Raw genomic sequence first — 21,536 nt, 5'->3', positions numbered from 1 at the left:
ATTACCGCTGCTTCGCTTCCTGCATCGTCATCCGCTCGCTCAGGCGGCGGCTCCGAGGCTCGATCACGGCGGCGAAGTACCTGCCGAAAGCATCCATAACGTCAGGATCAAAGTAGGACCCCGACAGCGACGCGAGCTCATTCATAGCCGCCTCCGGCGACATCGGCTCGTTGTAGCATCGTTCTTCGGTGATCGCATCATAAGCGTCGGCCGCCGCGACAATGCGGCTGCCCAACGGAATCTGCTCGCCCTTGAGTCCGCTCGGATATCCTGAGCCGTCCCATCGCTCGTGGTGCGAGGCGGCAACCAGCGGTACATCCGCGAGGTCCTCAGGAAAACGCATCTTCGAAAGCAATCTGTAGGTATGCTGAGGATGTTGCTTGACGTGCTCGTATTCTTCCGGAGTCAGTTTTGCGGGCTTCAGCAACACGTCGTCTCGTACTCCGATCTTGCCATAATCGTGGAGCAAGCCCGCGTAGTAAACTGCCCTGGCCTCCGCCTCGCTGAGCCCCATCTGCCGCGCGACGGCCGAAGCAATCGCTCCGACTCTCGCCGAGTGACCGGCCGTCGTGTCATCTCGCGCATCGAGCGAGGCGGCCAGCGTACGGATAAAACTCTCGAGCGACCGTTTCTGCTCGTCCAGTAGGTAAAGGTTCTCCATCGCCAGTCCTGCTTGCCGGGCGACGGCGGTCAGAAAATCGAGTGCTTCGTCATCAAATGCTTTTTCGCCGCTGGCGTTGTCTACGTAGCAAACACCCCACAGCCGGCTCTTCGATCCCATCGGCGCGCACATAACGGACCGAATGGAACCGAACTTGATCGATTGGCCGTCGGAGAAACGGGCATCGGTGCTTGCGTCCATGCTGAGGACGGCGACGTTGTCGTTGTACGCCAGGTCGGCTATGCCGCGACTCGGAGCGCCGGGTCTATTCGGGCCGTACTCAGACGCGACGTCCAGCGCGCGGCGATGCGAGTTCCACAAAAGCACCGCACACCGGTGAGGCTTGATCGTGCGCTGCATAAACGCCGCCAGCTTATCGCTCAAGTCTTCAGACGACTGGGCGGTCAGCATCTCGCTGGTGAACTCGTAGAGCGCGCGCAGGCGCTCGATGGTTGCATCAGGGAGTTCCCCCGAGTGCGACAGCTTAGCGGCGTTTAGAAACAGCGTGTCTCCGGGCGCGATGATGCGGACAGGTTTGAGATCGGCACTATGGCCAGAATCACCGTTTGAATACCCGGCGTGAAACCTGAATTCGACGCCCCGTTCCTGCCCCAGTCTTACGCAATCACCGTCCTTCAAACGTCGCTGAGTGATTCGCTCCCCGTTGGCGAATGTTCCAGACATGCTTTCCAGGTCTCGGATCAAATGACGCGAGCCTTCCGAGATGATTTCAGCGTGGTAACGAGAGATGTAAGGATTGTCTAATACGATGTCGTTGTCTTCGTGGCGTCCTATTCTCAGCGTACCCGCGCCAAGCGGGCAGGCGTGCTCTTCGCCTAGATATCTGAAGGTCAGGCCGGTTTGCTCATCCATGACTTGCCACCAATTCGCAGACGCGGTGTCACCGCGAAGCTTGCGAGCAGCTAGAACCCGCGCATCTCGCAGGCGCCTGAACTAACACAGGCGCGTCCGGGTTCCATAAAGCATGCTTTGGGGGCAGAAGGATGTGGGTCAGTTACAGCTAAAGGAAAGCGTTCGAGTCCGGGATGGGTCGCTTGCGCCTCGTTGTGACCGAGCGCGTAATTCGTTGCCGGCTGTCCAGCCCGGTCGACTCTCAACTCAGGTGGCGCAGTTCCGTTTTGAGCAGTCGAGTTCGACCCGGCGATGACTACAAGAATAACCGGCGCGTCTGCATCACCGCTCTCGGAAAGCAGGATCGAGTTCGAATTTTCCTCGCCCCCGCGCGCTTCGGCGTCGAGCCTATTGAGCACGGCCTCGAGTACGCGGCGAACTGTTGCTTTATCCTGTTTCGGCATGAGTTGCGTCACCAGCGGCTACTCAAACACACTACGCGCCCTCGACCGTATCGACGATTCCGATGATGGCTGAATCAATCGCAGCACCGGGGCTTCCGGTCGCTGACGTAGAAGCGGACCACCCTTCGCGAACAACAACGACCAGGTCTCCTACTCCGGCGTCCACTGAGTCCAGCGCGAGCAGCTCGTCGCCGGCGTCCGAGCCGTCCGGGTTAGTAGGACGGACGACCATGATTCGCCCGCCTTCATACCGGTGGTCCTTCTGTGTGGCCACCACGTTGCCAATGACTCGCGCTAGAATCATAAGATTTAGATCTCAGGTGTTAGATTGGATTGTGGAGCTGGATTGATGCGATGAGCTAACCGAAATCCAAACTAAAACCTGGAATCAAGAAACACCGAATCAACTATCCCAACTATCGTGCAATCACTCGGAACTTCGGAAGGCAGGAAGGGGAACGAAGCTTCGCGCCCACGGCACCAGAAGACGATTTCCCCTTTGCCGGCGCCAACCGAATCAATGGCGACCATCGGCTGACCCTTGTCGTTGAGCGCGCCGTCGAGCGGCTGAATAACCAACAGCTTCTGACCTTCAAGCGAATCGCTCTTGACCGTTGCCACAACTGTCCCCAGCACACGAGCAAGTTGCATTCGATAACCTTAGTGAGAGCCGATACTCAAGCGGCTACCAGCTTGCGCCAGAGTGGAGAGCTTGTCAAGAATTAAGTCACGGTACATAAAGGCGCTACGTCAGAAACGGGAATTGAAAATTGAGAATTGAAAATTGAAAAATTACAGATTTGGCAACATCACTCTCAAGTGCGCTGGTATTTCAATTCTCAATTCTCAATTCTCAATTTTCTGCTCAGGAGCCCTGGCCCGCTTTCACATCCATAAACACGAGGAGATCCACCGGTATTGCGTCAGCGCCGAGTTGCCTAAGCAGCGTTGTTACTTGTCCGCGGTGGTAAGAAGAGTGATTCATAACGTGCTGCAGCATCTGACCCAGCGGATACGCCCACTCTTCCCCTCGCGTGTTCCGGTACGAGATCACTGTACCTAATAACTCATCGGTCAGGCCGTCTATGAACTCCGCAGTGTCCCGTTCAACTTCCGCCAACCTCGTTCCGAGCGACTCGACCGTGGAAAAATCGGATGGATTCAACAAAGAGCCCGGCGACGTGCCCTTCCATCGCTCGAGCCATATCCATTCTGCTGCAAGAATGTGAGCGAACGTGTCCCGCACCGAACGGTGGCTGCTTCGCAGGTCTCTGGTGAACTGCTCTGGCGTCAACTTCGAAACAGCATCGAGAGTCCTTGCGTTAGCCCACCGATTGTACTCATACAGGTATTCAACGTCTTGCTTCTTCATAGTTGCCTCTATTTCAACTCGGCTCGTTTAACAACGAAGGCCCGGTTGACGATCACGGGGTCAATAGGCGTTTCGCCCTTGCTGCCGCCGGCCGGGGCGCGCGCAATCGAGTCCACCACATTCATCCCCTCGATCACGCGTCCGAAGATCGAATATTGGCCGTCGAAGCCCGGCTGCGGGGCAACGCAAACAAAGAACTGGCTGGTGGCGCTGTTGACGTCGTCTGATCTGCGAGCGGCGGACACTATGCCTCGCTCGTGCTTCAACGTTGAGAATTCAGCGGGCACGGTCTTCTGACCCTTCTGGCCTTGTCCCCAGGTTGCGGGATCACCATTGATCGTATTTGGATCACCGCCCTGAATCCCGGCGGGCTTTTTGTTCTCCTTAACGATTCTGTGAAACTTAGTCCCATCGTAGAACCTATCCCGCGCGAGTTCCTTGAAGTTCTCGACGTGTTTGGGCGAGACCTTCGGCAGGAACTCGATCACGATCCGGCCGTAACTGGTCTCGAGCACCGCCACTTCGTCGTCGGTTCCCGATTTGCTGCAGGCGCTGAAGCCAAACAAGAGAGTCAACAGCGCAAGAACGAACACCCCCGATGTGATCTTCATCAATCCCAGTACCCTTAGCCTTCGAGCGCTTTCCTCAAGACTTCGTTTACAACCTGTGGATTGGCCCGGCCGCCGCTCAGCTTCATAACCTGTCCGACGAAGAAGCCAAAGAGATTTGTTTTTCCAGCGCGATATTGTTCAAGCTGCTTTGGGTTCGCTGCGATTGCCTGGCCGGCAAACGCGCGAATTGCGGCTTCGCCGGATAGCTGCGAACCGCCCATTTCGCGGACGATTTCTTCCGGCGGTTTGCCTGATTGATACATTCGAACCAGAACATCCTTGGCCATCTTTCCGCTGATCCCGCCGCCGTCGATCATCTTGATCATCTCGCCTAGCGACTGAGCGGTTACCGGCAAGGCGCTAATGTCCGCCGCGGCCTCCTTCATTTCACGCAACAGATCGTTGAGAATCCAGTTCGCAGCCGCTTTTGCGTTGCCGCAAGCTCGCGCAGCAGTCTCGAAGTAGTCAGCCATACCTCGCGAGTCGGTTAACTGCGCCGCGTCGTCAAACGACAATCCGTACTCACTAACAAAGCGCATGCGTCGTGCTTCTGGAAGCTCGGGAAGTTCAGCGCGAAGTCTCTCGATCAGATTTTCATCGATGACCAGCGGCGGCAAGTCCGGCTCGGGAAAATAGCGATAGTCGTGCGCATCTTCCTTGGAGCGCATCGAATAGGTCTTCGACTCACGCTCGTTCCACAATCTCGTCTCCTGCACAATCGGCTCGCCTGTTTCGATTGCCGCAATCTGACGGTCAATCTCGAACTCGATCGCCTTTTGCAGAAACCGAAACGAGTTCAGGTTCTTAAGCTCGACCTTCGTTCCGAACTTGTCCGCGCCTCGCAGGCGCACCGAAACGTTCGCGTCGCAACGCAAGCTGCCTTCTTCCATATTGCCGTCGCACACGCCGACATATAAAAGCGTGCGACGCAGATACTGCATGTAGTCGTAGGCTTCCCAGGACGAGCGAAAGTCAGGCTCGGAAACTATCTCGGCCAGTGGGACCCCGCTGCGGTTCAGGTCAACATAAGACTTGCCGGTATCAGGCATGCCCTCGTGGATCGACTTGCCCGCGTCCTCTTCGATGTGAAGACGAGTGATACTGAACCGCTTCGTTCGCCATTCGATGGCGTGTCCGGACTGGTTCCGCTCCGCTGTCGGTATCTCGACGTGGCCGCGCTCAGAGAACGGGCGGTCGTACTGAGAGATCTGATAGCCCTTTGGAAGGTCCGGATAGAAATAGTTCTTCCGAGAAAAAATCGACTCGTGATTAATGTTCAGATTCAGAGCGAGAGCAGCACGCGCGGCCATTTCGACCACTCGCCGATTGAGAACCGGCAGCGCCCCGGGCAAACCCAAACAAACCGGACAGGTGTTGGAGTTCGGCTCGTCGCCAAACCGGGTCGAGCACCCACAAAAGATTTTTGACTCAGTCGTGAGTTGAGCGTGAATCTCAAGACCGATCACGGCCTCATACTTGTCTCTCATCGCTAATGACCATCCACCAGTGCGTACTCTTTCAGGCGTCTCCTCGCCAGTTTATTCATCCTCAAAGCCGCCTGCGGCGCGGTGACTTTGAGTTGTCCAAAAAGCTTGCTCATCTCGTTCGCCCTGCTCAAAGCGCGGTGCATCTTCGCAATGTTCATCGGATGAGTGATTTCCAGGTCAACGTTTGATATCGCGATCTCAGAGAACGCTCCCTTCGCCTTCAGGCTCATTCCACCGAACAGGTCCGCAGACATCTCGATCTCGCGCACTCCCGCCCAGGGAATGAAGTGATGCTCGCGACCTGCGCGCATTTCCCTGATTCCCTCTTCAGTCAACTCGATCGCGTGGTTTGCCTCGCGTTTGAACGCCCATAGCACGCCTGCATACCCGGCCCACATCATCAGAACGGGAATGAATGCCAGGATCGGAAAGACTATCTCATCCATGACGTCGTCGAGATCAGACTCGGTGATGATCGCCAACACCGCGCCCAGTCCGCCGTAGATCAGCGTCAACAGCATTACTATTATTCCGAATGATCTCGCGTACAGGTAACTGCCCTGCCGCTTGATCAGGATGTGCTCCAAGAATTCAGGCTCCCTTCCTCGATGTGAGGTGACGGTTGAACGGGATTATATCAGCACCAGCTTCAAAAGAAATCCTCGCCGACCGAGGTAGCATAGACTTTAGTCTGTGTGCGGCGTTCGCTCTTTTACGCGAGCGAGCGGACACAGACTATAAAGTCTATGCTACATCGCCTGACAGCCTTCTCCGCGGTCTGTTATCATAATTGTTTCGCCATGGGGCAATGAGGGCAACATGCAGCAACGAGAAGACATTCGCAACATCGCAATCATCGCGCACGTCGATCACGGCAAGACAACCCTGGTCGACGCGATGCTCAGGCAGTCCGGGTTGTTTCGCGCCAACGAAGCCGTCGTCGAACGGATGATGGATTCAATGGACCTGGAGCGTGAGCGCGGCATCACTATCATGGCAAAGAACGCCTCAGTCCACTATGGCGGCGTGAAGATCAACATCGTCGATACGCCCGGCCACTCTGATTTCGGAGGCGAAGTCGAGCGCGTTCTCATGATGGTTGACGGAGTGATGCTGCTGGTCGACGCCAGCGAAGGACCGCTTCCGCAGACGCGCTATGTTCTTTCCAAGGCGCTCGCTCAAAAGCTGCCCTCGATCGTTGTGATCAACAAGATCGACCGGCAGGACGCGCGTGCCGCCGAGGTAGTCAGCGAGGTCTTCGATTTGTTCATCGACCTGGACGCCACCGAAGAGCAGGTCGACTTCCCGATCATCTACACCGTTGCGCGCGACGGAATCGCAAAGCACGAGCTTGCGGATCAAAGCGCCGATCTGCGCCCGCTGTTTGATCAAATCCTCAGCACGACTCCAAAGCCGGCCGCTCCGGTCGACGGCGTGCTGCAGTTGCTTGTGGCAAACCTCGACTACAACGACTATGTTGGGCGGCTGGCGATTGGCAGGATTTTTTCGGGCGCCGTTGCAGTCGGCGATCAGATATCCATCTGCAAGCTCGACGGCCGGGTCGAGAGGACCAAGGTGACCAAGCTCTACGCCTTCGAAGGGATGAAACAAGTGCCAATCGACCACGCTGAAGCAGGCGAGATAGTAGCGCTCGCCGGCATCGAAGACATCTACATCGGCGAGACCGTTTCCGCAGCCGAAGACCCGCAGCCGCTTCCTCGAATCACCGTCGATGAACCGACGATTTCGATGCTCTTCAGCGTTAACACTTCGCCGTTCGCAGGCCGTGAAGGAAGGTTCGTCACTTCGCGCAAGGTCAGAGAGCGGCTCGATAAGGAAGCGCTTGCCAACGTCGCCATTCGAGTCGAGTCTACTGAGACAATGGACACCTTCAAGGTGTCAGGCCGCGGCGAGCTCCAGCTTGCGATCATGATCGAGATGATGCGGCGCGAAGGATATGAGCTTCAGGTGTCGAAGCCCGAGGTCATCACCCGGCGAGAGAACGGAAAAATACTCGAGCCGATCGAGCTGACCGTGATCGATTGCCCCGACACTTTCATCGGCGTGGTTACAGAGGCCCTGGGCCGCCGCAAGGGCCGGCTGACCAAGATGGTCAATCACGGGAGCGGCCGCGTGCGAATGGAATTTGAGATTCCGTCGCGCGGGCTGATCGGATTCCGCAGCGAGTTCCTCACCGACACGAAAGGCACCGGGTTGCTGAACACGATTTTCTTACGATGGGATGAATGGCAAGGCACGATCTCGCAACGGATCACCGGCGCGCTGGTCGCCGACCGGCGTGGCCCCGCCACGACCTATGCGCTTTACAACCTTCAAGAGCGCGGCGAGCTTTTCGTCAGACCGGGAACTCAGGTCTATGAAGGAATGGTCATCGGCGAGAACGCTCGCGATGTAGATCTGGATGTGAATGTGATCAGGGAGAAGAAGCTCACCAATATGCGCGCGTCGGCGGCGGACGAAGCGATGCGCCTGGTGCCCTTCCGCGAGCTTTCGCTCGAGCAAGCCCTCGAGTTTATCCGCGAAGATGAACTTGTAGAAGTGACTCCGTCGTCGATAAGAATGCGCAAAAAGACTCTCGCTTCCAACCAGCGGCCGAAGGGCCGGGCGAGTGAGCAGAGCTAGTAAATGAGGATAGACAGAGTATGGAGTAGAATCACAGGTCGGGAAGGGTGGCTTGCCCCCGCTCTTCTTGATGAATCGCCCAGCAAGAGCGGGGGCAAGCCACCCTTCCCGACCTGTGATCCTACCTCACTCCTTTTCGGGTTGCTGTCGCCTCTTCAGCCTCACTGATCACGCTTCACGCATCACGCTTCACGCCGCAGTCATTTCGCGTAGTATCCCTTTCGAGTGCGCACTGCTGCGTCCGCGCGATTGACTCCTACTCTGACTCTCCGGAATGTTCCATCTCGCTCCGGATTCGTTGGATAGTAGCCGACGCTGTACACCGTGCGAATGGCAGCCGCAACCTGTTTGTAGACCCCTGATAGATCGCCTACTTTTTCAGCTTTGAAGGATTGCCCCCCGGTCAACTCACCGATTCGATCGAGCTGATCGCGAGCAACGGCATAAGCCTCCGACGAGCTGTTGCCCCGCTCGAACACCTCTTCGTACTCTGTGTCCAGATAGATCGGGAAGACGAGCACGTCGGACTCTTCAAACCTGCGCGCCAGTTGATCGAACGATACTCGGCTCTCCATCGGATTGTAGCGGTCCAGCGAGCTATCCACTCCGTCGGTCATCACCACTATCGCGCTGCGCTGCCCGCGAGTCCCTCGAAGCGTGTCCATCAGCGAGAACCACAGAGCCTCGTAGAACGCCGTGCCACCTTGCGACCTGTCGATCAACCTTATCCGGCGCTTGAGTTCTTCGCGATCATTGGTCAACTGAGTCACAACACGAATCTCGTCGGTGAAGGTCACTACCGCGATTTTGTCCTGCGGGCCTAAGATTTCAACGAAGCGCAGAGCCGCGGACTTCACAACGTCAAGCTTGTCCTTGATCGAGCCCGAAAGATCCAGGACCAATACCAGGTTGAACGGCGCCGTCGTCGGCTCGAAGAACTCGATCTTCTGCGGCTCGCTATTCTCCGCGACTTCGAAGTCTTCTTTCTTCAAGTTCGCCAACGCAACTCCTGCTCGATTAGTGACCGATACGTTCAGGCTTACCAGCGCCGCCTTTAGCACGATAGCTTCTTCATCGGGATTCTTTGCCTTTGCCTCGGGTTCGTTGGTCACGGGTGAATCCTCCGCGCGGCTCCTATGCAAAGTCGGCGGCGCGCCTGCGCGCGAATTGGTGGAAGCGATCTCGTCATCGGCTCTTGCGGTAGCATCCGCGCTACGGGCGCTGCTGCCCGGCCGCGAGTAGTCGTTTGTGCGAGCGCTCTGGCCTGAGCCAGTTTGTGGGCTCGTCCGCGTAGAGGCGCCCGCTGAGGCTGGCGCTTGCGTCGGCTCGTCTCGGTTATCGAAGACCGAGCTTGAACTGCGCGACGCACCCGGCGGTGAATCCGCGGGGATGATTCTTACTCGCAGGCCGGAGTTGCCCCCGCTGGTGTTCTTCGTCTGGAGATCGCGTTCCAAAGGCCCGACTCGCGCCTTGCCCGTCGCGCTGTCAGCGCGATCTGTTCCGGCAAAGTCAACGGTGCCGCTTGCGGGATTGGCGCCACCCGAGGCCTTCGACGCCCGCGAGCCCGGTGACGAACCGCTCGCTGGAGACTGGGTGTCCTGCCTGGTCTCATCATTCGCTTGATCGTAGATTGATCCGGCGGCATCGCGCGAACCGCGAGGCGGCGCGTTCGAGGGTATTATTCGAACCTTGAGATCGGAATTCCCACCGCTCGTGTTTCGTTCCGTGCGAGGGCGGCTGATCGGGCCACTGGTCGTCGTCGAACTGGAATCATTGCTTCGGTCGCTCCCTGCGAAGACGACGGAGCCATTGCTCTGAGCCGGCCGCCTAGTCGCGCCCGGGTCGCCAATATTGGAGTCATCCTGCGGAACCGGATCGCGTTTCATCGGCGTTGAAGTTCCGTTAGTGCGTTGCTCGCTTCCTCTTTGGTTGTCGGCCTCTGACTCCGCCGCCGTCTCGCCCCGCGAAGGCTGGGTTTTCGCAGCGGAGACGCCGGACTCCGACTTCGCGGCCCGGGCAATCGCGGGCGAGTTCGGCGCCGGCGTGAGCGTTATGTTCCCGCTCTGACTGTTGAGGATTAGTTGCGCCGCCCCGTTTCCGAGCTGCCCTTGAAGATTGCGCGTACCAATGCGCTCCACGGCCGTAAGCGGAACGGTCGAACGAACGGTTCCTAACGCTGAGCGCATCGCGACACGTGCGTCATCATTAGCTGGAAGACGATAGGCGATGTTTCCACTCGTAGTGTCGATAACCGCGGTTGCAAGGGCGCCGCTTATGTCGACCGGCCAGACACCGCCGGTCACCTGTAGCCGCGCGCTGTTCGGCACATAGATCGTTAGATCGATCCGGCCGGCGCCCTGCTTGCACTGGACGATGATCGAGTTCTGCGCGCCCATCAGCACAAGTTCCCCGGGCTGCATCGAGCTTTCAGCCGGGCCTTTTTTCTCCGCGACGACGCGCACGGTTTGATAGTCCCACGTTTCAACACGAGTTGCTCCGCGCGGATTCTCAACCGCGACCTCACCGTTTGGCTTCAACGAGAAAGTCTCCACGCGAACTGCGGTGCCTTGAGCGCGAAGCGTCGCGGCTGCGACCACGAGTACGAACGCAAACAGAAACACTGAACGAACGCGACGCATACCGCGCCGACTTGTGGGGGCTAAAGTCTTCATGGCCTACCTCCGCTGGACTGGCTCGAAACCGACTACGTTGATCGCGGCGGCAACTCGCTTGCGGGCATTGACCGCGATGTTGAAGTGGACAGATGCTACGATCTTCTTATATGCACAATGGCCAGTCAAACAGGAAGGATGTCACCCATTCAGGTATCCAATGGGACAAGCTCAAGAAAAGCGACGGACGAGCACAGACCGCCGACGGGCGAAGAACAAGGTAAGAACTGTAGGTAGGTCGACTGCAAGCCTGCGCTCGGGACGCGTGATAGCTTGCTAGAGCAGAATCTTGATTAGCGGCCCTGATGGGAACGGACTCATCCTAAGACTAGATCGTAGGTTTCGCAGTTCCGTTCGACCGCGCGTTATAACCGCGGCGATGGCGCACCGCGATGTCATCACGCCCTTTGACGCTGACGCGAACAGAGCGATAGCCGCCATTCGAGAGGGGATTCGTCGGATAGTAGCTAACCACATACACGTGCCGAAGTTCTTCGGCGATCCTATTGGCAACCCGGCTCAAGTCACTGATCTTCTCTGCGTCATACACCGGCCCACCGCCCGCGGCAGTGATATCCGCCATGAAATCACCGCCCCGCCCATTTCGTCGCTGCCACTGCCCGGCGGGCGAGGGAACAGCGTTGTTTCCGGTCGCTGACGGGTCCGACAACCTGAACGGCCCTCGGCGTCGACGCGGCATCGGAAAGGGCCAGGGGAACGGAAGCTGTATCCCGGGAATAGGACTCCGAGGCCAGGGATTGACTCGAACGCCGCCGCGGCCTCCGTTGCCCGGATAGCGCAAGCCGTAAACCAGAACATCCGATTCAGTCACCAGATTGACCGCATCATCGTGGCTCGCTCGGCTGCTTGTCGTGTCCTCGCCGTCCGAGAAAAGTATCAGCGCTTTGCGTCCCTCGACGTTGCGAAACTTGTGCGCTACCGTCTCATAGACGGCGTCGTATACACTCGTGCCGGAACCGGTGTTCACTCTGCGAATCGCGCTCTCAAGCTCGCGGCGATCGTTGGTGAAGTCGCTCAAGTAATGAATACTGCGATCAAAGGACGCCACCATGACTCGGTCCTGGGAGCGCAACTGGCGAACGAATGCAATCGCGGCGTCCTGGATGCCTTCAATGTTTCCCTGAACGCTGGGGCTCACGTCGAGCAGAAGCACCACACTAAACGGAACCTCCTCGCTACCGAACGACGCAATCGTCTGCTGAACGCCATCCTCGGATAGCGTAAAGTCGCGCGCGCTCAATTGAGGCACATATCGACCCGACCGATCACTCACAAGCAAGGGCAGGTTGATCAGGGTCGATTCAAGCTTGATGACCTCGTCCTCGCCGCCCGCTGGCTGGGTGCCGGCCTCTGGCTGCTGGCCGGAGGCGGGTCGTCTTCCGGCGTTGCGGTCCGCATACTCGCCTTCGTCGCGCGCCTGAGAGTCGGTCGGACGCTGAAGCACAGGCGGCCGTGCGCCGGGAGAGCCGCCGTCGTCGCGCTGTCGAGAGTCGGCCGGACGTTGGAGCACGGGCGGGCGTCCGCCAGAGCGGTTGGTTCGCTCCGGATCAACATCAGTTCCGGTCGAGGACTCAGGAAATCTATCGCGTTGGACCCCGGTTGAGCTCTGAGACTGGGTTGGCGTCTTACCGCGAGAGTCGCTGCGGGTAGAAGAGTCCGTGTCGGAGTAGCTCGGACTTTGTCTTGCCGGGCTCGACCCTTCACTCCTACGATTATTCGAGTCACCACTAGATCGTCCTTGAGCTCCGATCGGCGGACGATCAAAGGGTGGAGCCTCGCGCTGCTGCTGCGATTCGGCCGGCTCCCGGGTGGCAGTTGTGTTTTCGGTGCGCCTGGTACTTTGCGAACTCTTGTCGCCGGCTGCGGCCGGCTTCTGCTGGCTCGATTGAGGTAGCGACGCAGCCTTCGAAGTCTCGGGCTTTGAGTCCTGCGGCGAGCCCGGCTCGGGAGCTATCTCCTGATCCGCGCTCTTAGGCGTCTGATTATCGACGTTGTTCACCGGCTCGCCGTTCTTGCCGCGGCGAGGGCGGGAAGAGTTTCCCGCCTGCTGCGACTGGCTCGTGCCCGAGTCGGCATAGATGGGCGGAAAGAGCGATATCAAAAAAGCAGCCGTCAGGAGAGCGACTAGCGACGCGCGTCCAGCTTTGAGCTTCATCCGGGAACTCCAGTGATTTGATTCTAAGCCGAGTGGCTTGATGATGCAATTAAGCGTCTGAGGGCGCAGGAGCTCGTTGTACCTCGCTACTCAGACCCCTGGATTAGGATGTCTCGAGATTGGCCAGGCGTAGCCTGAAGGTGTAATTTTTCTGAACTGGATCAGCCACCAAGCCTCTCCAGTGATAGAACGCCTAAGGCTTTTCCGGTGCCGTGCCGGGTCTTGAGAACAGGCCTCGGGAGATAACAAAAAACATAGACACTAGTTGTGACTTTAGTTGAGGCTTGCCTATGGTCGCGGAACATCGCGAACCGATTAGCTGGCAGAAGGTATTGGTGTAGAGTACAAACCTTGATACGCGCCTGGAACTTAAGCGATTCGCGTGAAGAAGATTGAGCAGAGATTCGAGCACAGATTCGATAAAGCTCGAAGAAGCGCTACACATCCAACTTTAGGACTACAAGACCGAGCGACAGTTGAGTTTTAAGAGGAATCAAACGTGCGATTCATTCGCGCGTAAGGAACACATCCCACGCCCATCTGCCTACGCTTGCACCGTGCTCATCACGGACCTTTGCCCTGTACCTGAATAGGTTTCCGTACTGATCTGTGCGCTTCGATGTCTTGTAATCTAAATCTATTGCCATAACACTCAGCGAGGATAACGTGTGTAGCTCGGACGCTTCCGATAGGCCATTGTGATTCGTGTCTTGCCAGAGACATAAAGAGGCAAAGACAGCGTCCGACGTGTTTATTTTGCCGTCGCCATTTCCCCCATTCGCGGGCTTGTCATATTCGGCAAGTGCTAGAAATCCATTCTTCCGAGAAGAAGGTGGCTGCGGCGTTGCGTTCCCGAACAATTCAGAGCCATTGTCTATTGTTCCATTGCCATTGCGGTCCAGCACTAGCCAAGCATCGTCAAAACCCGCAGAAGTCCACGACACATGCTCTTGGTTGCCGTCATTGTTTATATCGAATGACACGCCATCCTTTGCGCTTGTGAGGTTGAAGCCATTTCCTTCGACATCGATGACTATAGGTGTATTCGTTTGGTCATAGCAGCAGTATGTTCCCTCCATGTATGAGACCCACCATCCTCCGCACGCATCACACTCTGTTTGTGATTCAGGAGGCAAGCTGCAGCTTCCACAGGCAACCGTATTGGGACAAGTATGATCTCTTTTAGTGCCATTTGTATCATCCGATGATCCTCGGCTGCACCGGGTTTCGCCATATAGATCGCTATTCTGCCCCAAAAGACAACTCGTGGTAAATAAGGGAGCGCCTTTTCGGAAGAGTGTCTGCTCATAATGTCCATTTGAGTTGTATTCCGGTGGAAAAAACTCTGGCCAACATTCCCATGGTACTCTATAGCAAGCGTTGGCAGGGTTGTTATAATTAGCTGCACTACAATTAGGAATTAGAGCATCATAATGACAATTTGGATGGACGAGAACGCAGGCTCCGGTGGAACTAGCTGTGACATTACTGGTAGCCCCATCAGGCCAACGAATTACTCTTTGTTCTGTTTTATACAACGTGGTTAGTTGCCATGACTCTGTACTCTGACAGCCCGCGCTATATGGTGTTGAATCCGTAGGGCCGCTATTAGTATACGGCGTACAATCAACAATAGGCATTGCAGAGCCTGCCGCTGTATTAGAGACAAACACACAAGAGAGAATAATTGTTATCTCACCCAGCCTTTTTCTCATTCTAGCTCCCTACTTGGTTGGCACCTTTGCTTTTCGAAAAGGTAATGCTTCTCATCGAAAACGACTCGACTTCTCGCTGGCTTCGCGGCGGATGGCTTCGGCGCGGTTGAGTTGGAGGAGTTTCTCATTAAGATGTAAAAATGCAACCCTCAGAGTCTACGCACCAAGCTTTCAAAATCCTTCTCTACTCGTAGAGATTCATTTCTGAATTTCTCACCTTGCTTCGCATCTGAGAGATTCAATCCTTTCTCATCTTCCAATTGGTTGTTCATCTCAGAAAGATACCTAAGAATTAATGCTTTGCCATGTTTAAGACCAAACTCAAGAGCATCAGAGATAGGAGCACCATCGTCTGTCTTAATAGGCAACTTTTCAGCAAATTCTCTTACATTGCGAAATTCTGCTGGGAGCCGTCTGTAATCTAGTTTATTGAGGTTTTCTAAATGAGCGTTAAAGCGAGCCAACTGGATTTTCACTCCCCGCCGTTTATCCAAGACACTTTTAACCGCTTTATGCTCTCCCTCTCTAGTCATATCGCTGAATAAAACAGCTGTAATAACAATGTTTTCTTCTTCCCGAGAGTCTATAGAATATAAGAACTCATCAGCAGCTCCGGGCGAGAGCTTCTGGTCCCGCTCCAATTCAGCGTAGATATAATCTCTACGAATAACCTTCTCGGGCCCTATTGAAGCAACAACAGCCGTAATATCTTTTTGATAACCATTCCTCATGATGACTTGAAGCGTGTTAGGACCAATCATTTTTGATTGAACGATCTCTAGGTTCGAGACAAGACTTTTTACCGCAGGATTAAGCTGGTCCGCAGAAGCATCTGTTTTAGGTTTATCAAGCTTGAAAGATAACAAGCCGATTGCCATACAAAGACAGATGGTAGCAAACAAATATGGTCGGATTGATTTTTCTTTCATTATTCTCAAGGTCTCCTTTCAGAGTTATCTGCCGAACAAGGAAACAAATCCACTAAATATTCTGCATCTTAAGTTGTCTTTCTTCCATGGCGAGTATCCAGAAGCTGAGTTTCGTTTTTTATGCTAGTCGTAGCGAGTTCCACAGGCGCCAGTACGATGGACGCTCAGCATACGTCCGATTGCCATCGTGTCAAGCATTACTTTTCACTACTTTAATCCGAAGAAGTGAGGCTGGCTTAAGTTTTGCCGATTTCGGCTTTTGTCATTCTAAAAACACGGGTTGAAAAAGACCCCCGCGATCATGCGCTTATGTAAGTTCGATGTCAAGAAAATTCGTCATCATCCGCGCTGAGACCCCGCAGTCAGAGATCGTAGAGTGGGGTCAGGCCTGAAATATTGATATTCAAGATACTGTAAACCGTTCGAGATCAATTCTCTTCACAGTAGCCGCCGGGCGTAACAGCCTTCGCGTAACAGGTGGATTGAAACCGAAGCTTCGAATTCCTGTAGCAAGACCTCACGCCCAAAAGTTTCGGTCCAGCGTGCGATACTGAATAGCTTCACTGACGTGGCTGGGTTCGATCTGTTCCTTTCCCTCCAGATCAGCAAGCGTACGACTGACTTTCAATATTCGATCGTAAGCGCGAGCCGACAACCCCAGCCGCGTGATCGCGTTCTCCAGCAGCCCCTTCGAAGCTGAATCGATCGCACAGTACTTGCGTATCAATCGCGGCGACATCTGGGCGTTGCAGTAGATTCGCTCGCCCGAGAAACGCTCCAACTGGATGCGACGAGCTCTGACTACTCTCTCGCGGATGTCGGAGGAACTCTCCGCTGGCGTGTCGCTTGCCAGATCCTTGAACTTCACCGCAGGGACGTCGATGTGAATGTCTATGCGGTCCAGCAGCGGGCCGGATATCTTCGACACGTACCGCTGTATCTGCATCGGCGAGCACTTGCACTCGCGAGTAGGATCGTTGAAGAAACCACAAGGACACGGATTCATCGCAGCGGCGAGCATGAAACGCGATGGGAACGTCAACGACATCGCCGCCCGGCTGATCGTCACTTTGCCATCTTCGAGCGGCTGTCGAAGCACCTCGAGCACATTGCGTTCGAACTCGGGGAGCTCATCCAGGAACAGCATGCCATTGTGAGCGAGCGATACTTCGCCCGGACGCGGAACCGCGCCGCCGCCGATTAGGCCGGCGTCGGAGATCGTGTGATGCGGAGCCCGGAACGGCCGCGTGGTGATCAGACCATGCTTTTCGGTCAGCCCCACGACGCTGTGAATCTTTGTGCATTCGATGGCTTCTTCGAATTCGAGCGGCGGAAGAATAGTCGGAATGCGCTTCGCGAGCATCGTCTTGCCGGAGCCCGGCGGACCGATGAGCAGGATGTTGTGGCCACCTGCGGTAGCTACTTCGATGGCGCGCTTGGCGTGTGGTTGTCCGCGCACTTCGCGAAAGTCGTCCGAGTAGTGGTCGAGGTTCGCCAGCAGAGCTTGAGTGTCAACCTTCAAGGGCAGGGGCGGCTCCTGAGTGTTGATCAAATCGACCACGCCTTTGAGCGTCGCTACCGGATAAACGTCGAGCCCGCTGACAACCGCTGCTTCGTGAGCGTTCTCCGCGGGCACCAGCAGTCGCTTCACGCCGTGCGCGCGTGCCGCGACTCCGATGGGCAAGGCGCCTTTGATTGGACGAACACGGCCGTCCAATGACAGCTCGCCAACGATGAGCGTGTCACTCAGCTCCTCGCGATTGAGATCGCCGTTCGCCCCAAGTATCCCGATTGCGATCGGCAGGTCGAAACTCGATCCTTCTTTCTTCACGTCGGCCGGGGCGAGATTTACCGTCACGCGATGGATAGGAAAGAAGAAGCCGCAGTTGTTGATGGCTGCGCGTATTCGCTCGCGGCTCTCGCGAACAGCCGCGTCCGGCAACCCAACCATGGTAAAGGCCGGCACCATGCTGTCGCCGGCACGCGGAGTCAGGTCGATCTCGACGTCAACGACGTACGCGTCGATACCAAACACGGCTGCGCTAATGGTCTTGAAGAGCATTGCAACTCCTCCATAGCGATGTTTTAAATTGCTTGAGTAAACTGGGAACCCAGGAAGGAGACGTTTATCCCAGCCTTGTCATTATAGACGCAAATCAATCGGACGTCATTCATTTGTGTGATCCGCGACCGCTTCTACGAGACTTTTGGTCAAAGAGGGAGCCACAGCGACGGTGGGAGTGACTGCCGCAGAAGATCAAGGTGGTCGAGGTTGCTCGTCGAACGACAACCCCGAGGAGGCTGAGATTGATCAAGAAGGTCTGCAACGGGCTGACCGGAAATGTGATAATCACAAGTCCAGGGCCGAACGGCGCCTTCGCAGCCACTCCTATGCACGGAGGCGGTGTCCAGTTAACTAACAATAATCAGGCGCGAGTGAGAGGAACACTTCTCACTTTATAAATAGAGGAGGGTCACGACTAGAGTGACCTTCCTTTCTCCCACCGCTTAGGTCTTGCGAAACGTCAAGTTCCGGCGTGAGTGATGGTGCTTCCTCAGCGTGAGAAGTCCGGGGTACCGGAATGAATACTGGTCTTTCGAAGGCCCGCGCCTTCTATTTCCAGTTCAATCCAAAATTCGATAAATCGTGGTTGCATTCAACCGCATTTCGTTCTAATATACGGCCTTCAATCTCTTAAGCCCTTGTTCGGTGTTTCTGTTTGGAGCCCCCGCCCAGGTAGTCAAGCAAGCGGCGCGCAAGCACAGCCAACGCCCTGTCTCAGGATGGATAGGGAATGCGAGGGAGCGAGGCGGGCTTGGATTGATAGGTGCAGTTTGAGGTCCGCGCGAGTATGGCGAGTTAGGCGGGTCCTTGAGTTCATCAAGAATGTTCGGACTGAATGTGCTCCGGCATTCTTCACGACTGGCGATGCCGTCAGGTAGCAGGTTCGGACGGAGTTCTCAAAAATCGATTGGAGGAGAGAAATGAGTAGACTAAAGAAGTCAGCATTTGCGGCAATGGGCATCTTGAGTGTAGCTGCACTGACAGTGCCTCTCGTGGGTATTAAGGTTAGCGCAGCGGGCAGCAAAGCGAGTCCGGCTGCATTCGCGACGCCGAATAGTCGGAGAGTAGTCGCGCCACCAGCGGCCGCTGTTGCATCGACAGTCGCAGCGCAATCAGAGAATGAGGCGGCGGTCAGGGCTCAGGCCGACTCAGCTCAAGGAAAGATCTCTCCTGATGTGCTGAAGTCGCTCGGCATCAGGCGGTTGCCCAAGAAGCAGCTTCGGCAGGTGAGGACTCAAGCCGCTCAACACCTCACCTCCTCCGCTAGCGGTCATGTCACACCGCTTCCGCCAGGCGGCAGGCTCAATGCAACAACTCCTCCTGGTGAGGCGCTCGGCGCGCCTATTGGCCTGCCCAATGTGTTGGGCGTGAACGATGCTCTGTCGGCCGCGCTCATTACCACAATCGGGGGCCGCGACAATCAGTTTTCCGAGGTTGCTCTGATTGCTGATTGGGATGGCCGGGAAGATTGCGTCGCTGATCGGGGGTCGAAGGTCGATGATTTTTCTGGCCAGGAAACCGAGATAGATTTCACGCTCACCAGAGCGGCCATTTCCGAACACACGCGCGGGAACGGGCATCCCTTCTTCAATGTCTACTATTACGGCGACTCCGTCGGTAATGTCTACACAGGCATTGATACCGGGGGCTCTTCGTTAGTTAATATTGTCTTCGCCTTCAATGTTCCTGAATTGGTCAACACAAACGCGAGTGGTGGGTTTGCTCTATCGAATCCGACAGCCGGCGATTGTGCAGACGACCAGGTGATCGTCACGGGTATTGCGGTAAATCCTGTGGCAGATCTCGGTGACCTTAATCCAGCGTTATGCGGCATCGTAGGCGAAGTAGTTTACGTATCGGTGGTGGACACAGAAGGCTGCGCCGTCAATGCTGCCAATCAACCAATCCGCACGAGAATATTTGCTTTCGGCCTCTTTGAAGGGTCGGATGCGGGCGGCGGATTTGTAGCTCTAACCGACGTGCGCCAGATACTGCGCAGCAGGTTCATTAACCTCGCCGGCGTCGCCGTGGATGACGACGGCAGTTTGTATTATCAGTTGGTGGATTTGATTACGTCGCTGCCCGGATCGACAACCGGCGGCGCGATTTTCAAGGCGACCGAGGTTTGCCGGACGGTGGAGGAGTGTCCATCGCCACGGATCAATCGTGTGATCACAGGCATACCCGATCCCCCGACTCTTGGCAGTTGGATAAATAATACCTCGGCCCCGCCAACTGGCGCACCACTATTCAGTGGAGCGCGTCACACCAACTACGGCGGCGGAAATGTAGGCCTGTGGGGTAACATAGTCGCCCTGGCAACCGGGCCCTGCAACGTGCTGTACGCGGCGGTGTCCCGTTCATTTGTGGCGGGCGACGTTAGCTTTGACCAGTTGACAATGGGATTGTTCGGGGCGCCGACTCAATTCGGTGCTGCGGGGACGCCTTCGATGGTAATCAGTTTCGCCGATTGCCAGGGCCTGGTCGATGGGTGTTCAGGGCAGGCTTCGTTCCCCGATCAGGTGGATCCGGACGTAGGAGGCACATTGCCAAGGGCGGACGGATTCGCCGACGTGGCAAATGCTTCGGTTACGACCCGCATCGCCGGAGTGAACAACTACCGCATATTCGTCCAGGGCAACGGGCCGAATCTGGCTCCTGCCGTGGGTGGCACTGCAGTCGTCCCGAGTACGCCAGTAGGACTGCTCAAAGTTGACATGCAGATAGACTACACAACTCACGCCGGGCTCGCGGTGAGCGGCGAGGGCACAGTGTATGTGATCAGTGGCGGCACACCGGCAGGGATCGGCAAGAGCCCTTCTCCGATGCTAGGTGAGATTCTCTGCTTTGAGGACATCTGCCCGCCAGATCGCCGAGCAGACTTCGTTGATCTGCGAGGAGATACCCTTCCGAATCCGCCAGCTTCCGGCGGTAACATTGGAGATGGAGATTCAGACAGATTTGATCACATCTTCTACCAGGCTCCGTTGGATATCAACACGATAACTCCGGCAGGGTTGTCAGGGCTGGCGCGAGGGTTCCTGCGTTACACCAACCGTCTGGTTGGAACGAACGCAGCGGCGGTTCCGCTTGGTCCGGGCGTGACACTAGGGAGCACACAGCCGGTGCTGGGGGATGACGCCACGGCGGGGACGATCATCTTCGAAAACCTCGATCCTGGACATCAGGTGGCAGGTGGTGACGATCAGAATACGCCATTCTTCGGAGATGATGATAACGGGTTAGGCAGTCCAACCCTGACAGGCCTACGCGAGGGCGGATTTGAGTTCTTGTTTGGCGGGCCCGTTGGAACTGCAGATTGTGTGTGGAACGGGTTCTTCTGGAATTCAAACGGAAACATAACGTTTGGAACAGGGGACACGTCGCCGTTCGCAAACGTGCCGTCGTTCCGTCAAGGGGAAGCGAAGATAGCGCCGGCGTGGGCGAAGTTGAATCCGGCGTCGCGCGCGCTGAATCTGTGCACGTTCCCGGTGATGGCATTGGGATTTGAGAACGTGAATGCGTTCAAGATCCGGTGGATCAACGTGCCCGAGACTGGGAATGAATTCTGCACGGTGAACGCGTCCAACACATTCTCGGTGACTTTGTATGACGACGGTACCGGAATTGACGAGAACTCGAGCAAGTTGCTCGACCCCGCCGACCCGACTGGGGATAACCTAGATCCAGCCTTTGATCTCCAGGAGGGTCCGACTGACCTGAGGTTCACGACAGAGCCGATCACGGGTGTGAGGGTAGGCTGCCCGCCAAGACCGTCAGGCAGCGGGATCTTCGTATTCGAGTACTGCCGAATGGATCTGCTGGGAACGCCAACCAGGCCGGTGTTGACAGGGTTCTCGATAGGGGGCGGAGACGGGTTCAACCCACC

The 21,536-nt window shown here is 56.2% G+C and carries 15 protein-coding genes; 2 read left to right on the top strand and 13 right to left on the bottom strand.

Features of this window, described 5'->3' with window-relative positions:
* Position 1: 1 nt before the first annotated feature.
* From AABO57_00075 to AABO57_00040, 8 genes are all read right to left on the bottom strand, one after another.
* Entirely contained in the window at positions 2 to 1,534 is a 1,533-nt protein-coding gene (locus AABO57_00075) for an HD domain-containing phosphohydrolase (protein MEK6284117.1), read from the bottom strand.
* Positions 1,535 to 1,584: 50 nt separating this feature from the next.
* The gene (locus AABO57_00070; GenBank protein ID MEK6284116.1) at positions 1,585 to 1,977 is read right to left on the bottom strand and encodes a hypothetical protein; all 393 of its coding nucleotides are present in this window, start codon (positions 1,975 to 1,977) and stop codon (positions 1,585 to 1,587) included.
* Between the two features lie 31 nt (positions 1,978 to 2,008).
* Entirely contained in the window at positions 2,009 to 2,281 is a 273-nt protein-coding gene (locus AABO57_00065; GenBank protein ID MEK6284115.1) for a EutN/CcmL family microcompartment protein, read from the bottom strand.
* Positions 2,282 to 2,352: 71 nt separating this feature from the next.
* Positions 2,353 to 2,628 (bottom strand): EutN/CcmL family microcompartment protein, encoded by a 276-nt coding sequence (locus AABO57_00060; protein MEK6284114.1) that lies wholly within the window; start codon positions 2,626 to 2,628, stop codon positions 2,353 to 2,355.
* 214 nt (positions 2,629 to 2,842) lie between these two features.
* On the bottom strand, positions 2,843 to 3,349 hold the full coding sequence (locus AABO57_00055) for a DinB family protein (protein ID MEK6284113.1): 507 nt from the start codon (positions 3,347 to 3,349) through the stop codon (positions 2,843 to 2,845).
* An 8-nt stretch (positions 3,350 to 3,357) separates the two neighbouring features.
* Positions 3,358 to 3,960 (bottom strand): peptidylprolyl isomerase, encoded by a 603-nt coding sequence (locus tag AABO57_00050; GenBank protein MEK6284112.1) that lies wholly within the window; start codon positions 3,958 to 3,960, stop codon positions 3,358 to 3,360.
* Between the two features lie 14 nt (positions 3,961 to 3,974).
* Positions 3,975 to 5,447 (bottom strand): Asp-tRNA(Asn)/Glu-tRNA(Gln) amidotransferase subunit GatB, encoded by a 1,473-nt coding sequence (gatB, locus tag AABO57_00045; protein ID MEK6284111.1) that lies wholly within the window; start codon positions 5,445 to 5,447, stop codon positions 3,975 to 3,977.
* A gap of 2 nt (positions 5,448 to 5,449) precedes the next feature.
* Positions 5,450 to 6,034 carry a hypothetical protein gene (locus AABO57_00040; GenBank protein ID MEK6284110.1) on the bottom strand — a complete coding sequence of 195 codons (585 nt, stop codon included), beginning with the start codon at positions 6,032 to 6,034 and terminating at the stop codon, positions 5,450 to 5,452.
* Between the two features lie 232 nt (positions 6,035 to 6,266).
* On the opposite strand from AABO57_00040, the gene typA reads away from it, so the two are divergent.
* Positions 6,267 to 8,090, top strand: coding sequence for a translational GTPase TypA (gene typA / locus AABO57_00035; GenBank protein MEK6284109.1), 1,824 nt, complete (start codon positions 6,267 to 6,269; stop codon positions 8,088 to 8,090).
* Between the two features lie 200 nt (positions 8,091 to 8,290).
* On the opposite strand, the gene AABO57_00030 is transcribed toward typA, so the two are convergent.
* The 5 genes from AABO57_00030 to AABO57_00010 all read right to left on the bottom strand — a co-directional run bounded on the left by AABO57_00030 (position 8,291) and on the right by AABO57_00010 (position 17,644).
* Entirely contained in the window at positions 8,291 to 10,762 is a 2,472-nt protein-coding gene (locus tag AABO57_00030) for a VWA domain-containing protein (protein ID MEK6284108.1), read from the bottom strand.
* A 328-nt stretch (positions 10,763 to 11,090) separates the two neighbouring features.
* Complete coding sequence (locus AABO57_00025; protein ID MEK6284107.1) at positions 11,091 to 12,938, bottom strand: VWA domain-containing protein; 1,848 nt, start codon at positions 12,936 to 12,938, stop codon at positions 11,091 to 11,093.
* A 506-nt stretch (positions 12,939 to 13,444) separates the two neighbouring features.
* On the bottom strand, positions 13,445 to 14,017 hold the full coding sequence (locus AABO57_00020) for a hypothetical protein (GenBank protein ID MEK6284106.1): 573 nt from the start codon (positions 14,015 to 14,017) through the stop codon (positions 13,445 to 13,447).
* Between the two features lie 785 nt (positions 14,018 to 14,802).
* Positions 14,803 to 15,582 carry a hypothetical protein gene (locus AABO57_00015; protein ID MEK6284105.1) on the bottom strand — a complete coding sequence of 260 codons (780 nt, stop codon included), beginning with the start codon at positions 15,580 to 15,582 and terminating at the stop codon, positions 14,803 to 14,805.
* Between the two features lie 517 nt (positions 15,583 to 16,099).
* Positions 16,100 to 17,644 (bottom strand): YifB family Mg chelatase-like AAA ATPase, encoded by a 1,545-nt coding sequence (locus AABO57_00010; protein MEK6284104.1) that lies wholly within the window; start codon positions 17,642 to 17,644, stop codon positions 16,100 to 16,102.
* A 923-nt stretch (positions 17,645 to 18,567) separates the two neighbouring features.
* Between AABO57_00010 and AABO57_00005 the strand changes: the two genes are divergently transcribed.
* Positions 18,568 to 21,536 (top strand): hypothetical protein (locus AABO57_00005; GenBank protein MEK6284103.1); only part of this gene is annotated, 2,969 nt, incomplete at its 3' end.

It is taken from the genome of Acidobacteriota bacterium, assembly GCA_038040445.1.
Classification (GTDB): domain Bacteria; phylum Acidobacteriota; class Blastocatellia; order UBA7656; family UBA7656; genus Onstottus_A; species Onstottus_A frigus.
Note: the sequence above shows the minus strand (reverse complement) of the source record. Positions and strands in the feature narration are given on the sequence as shown.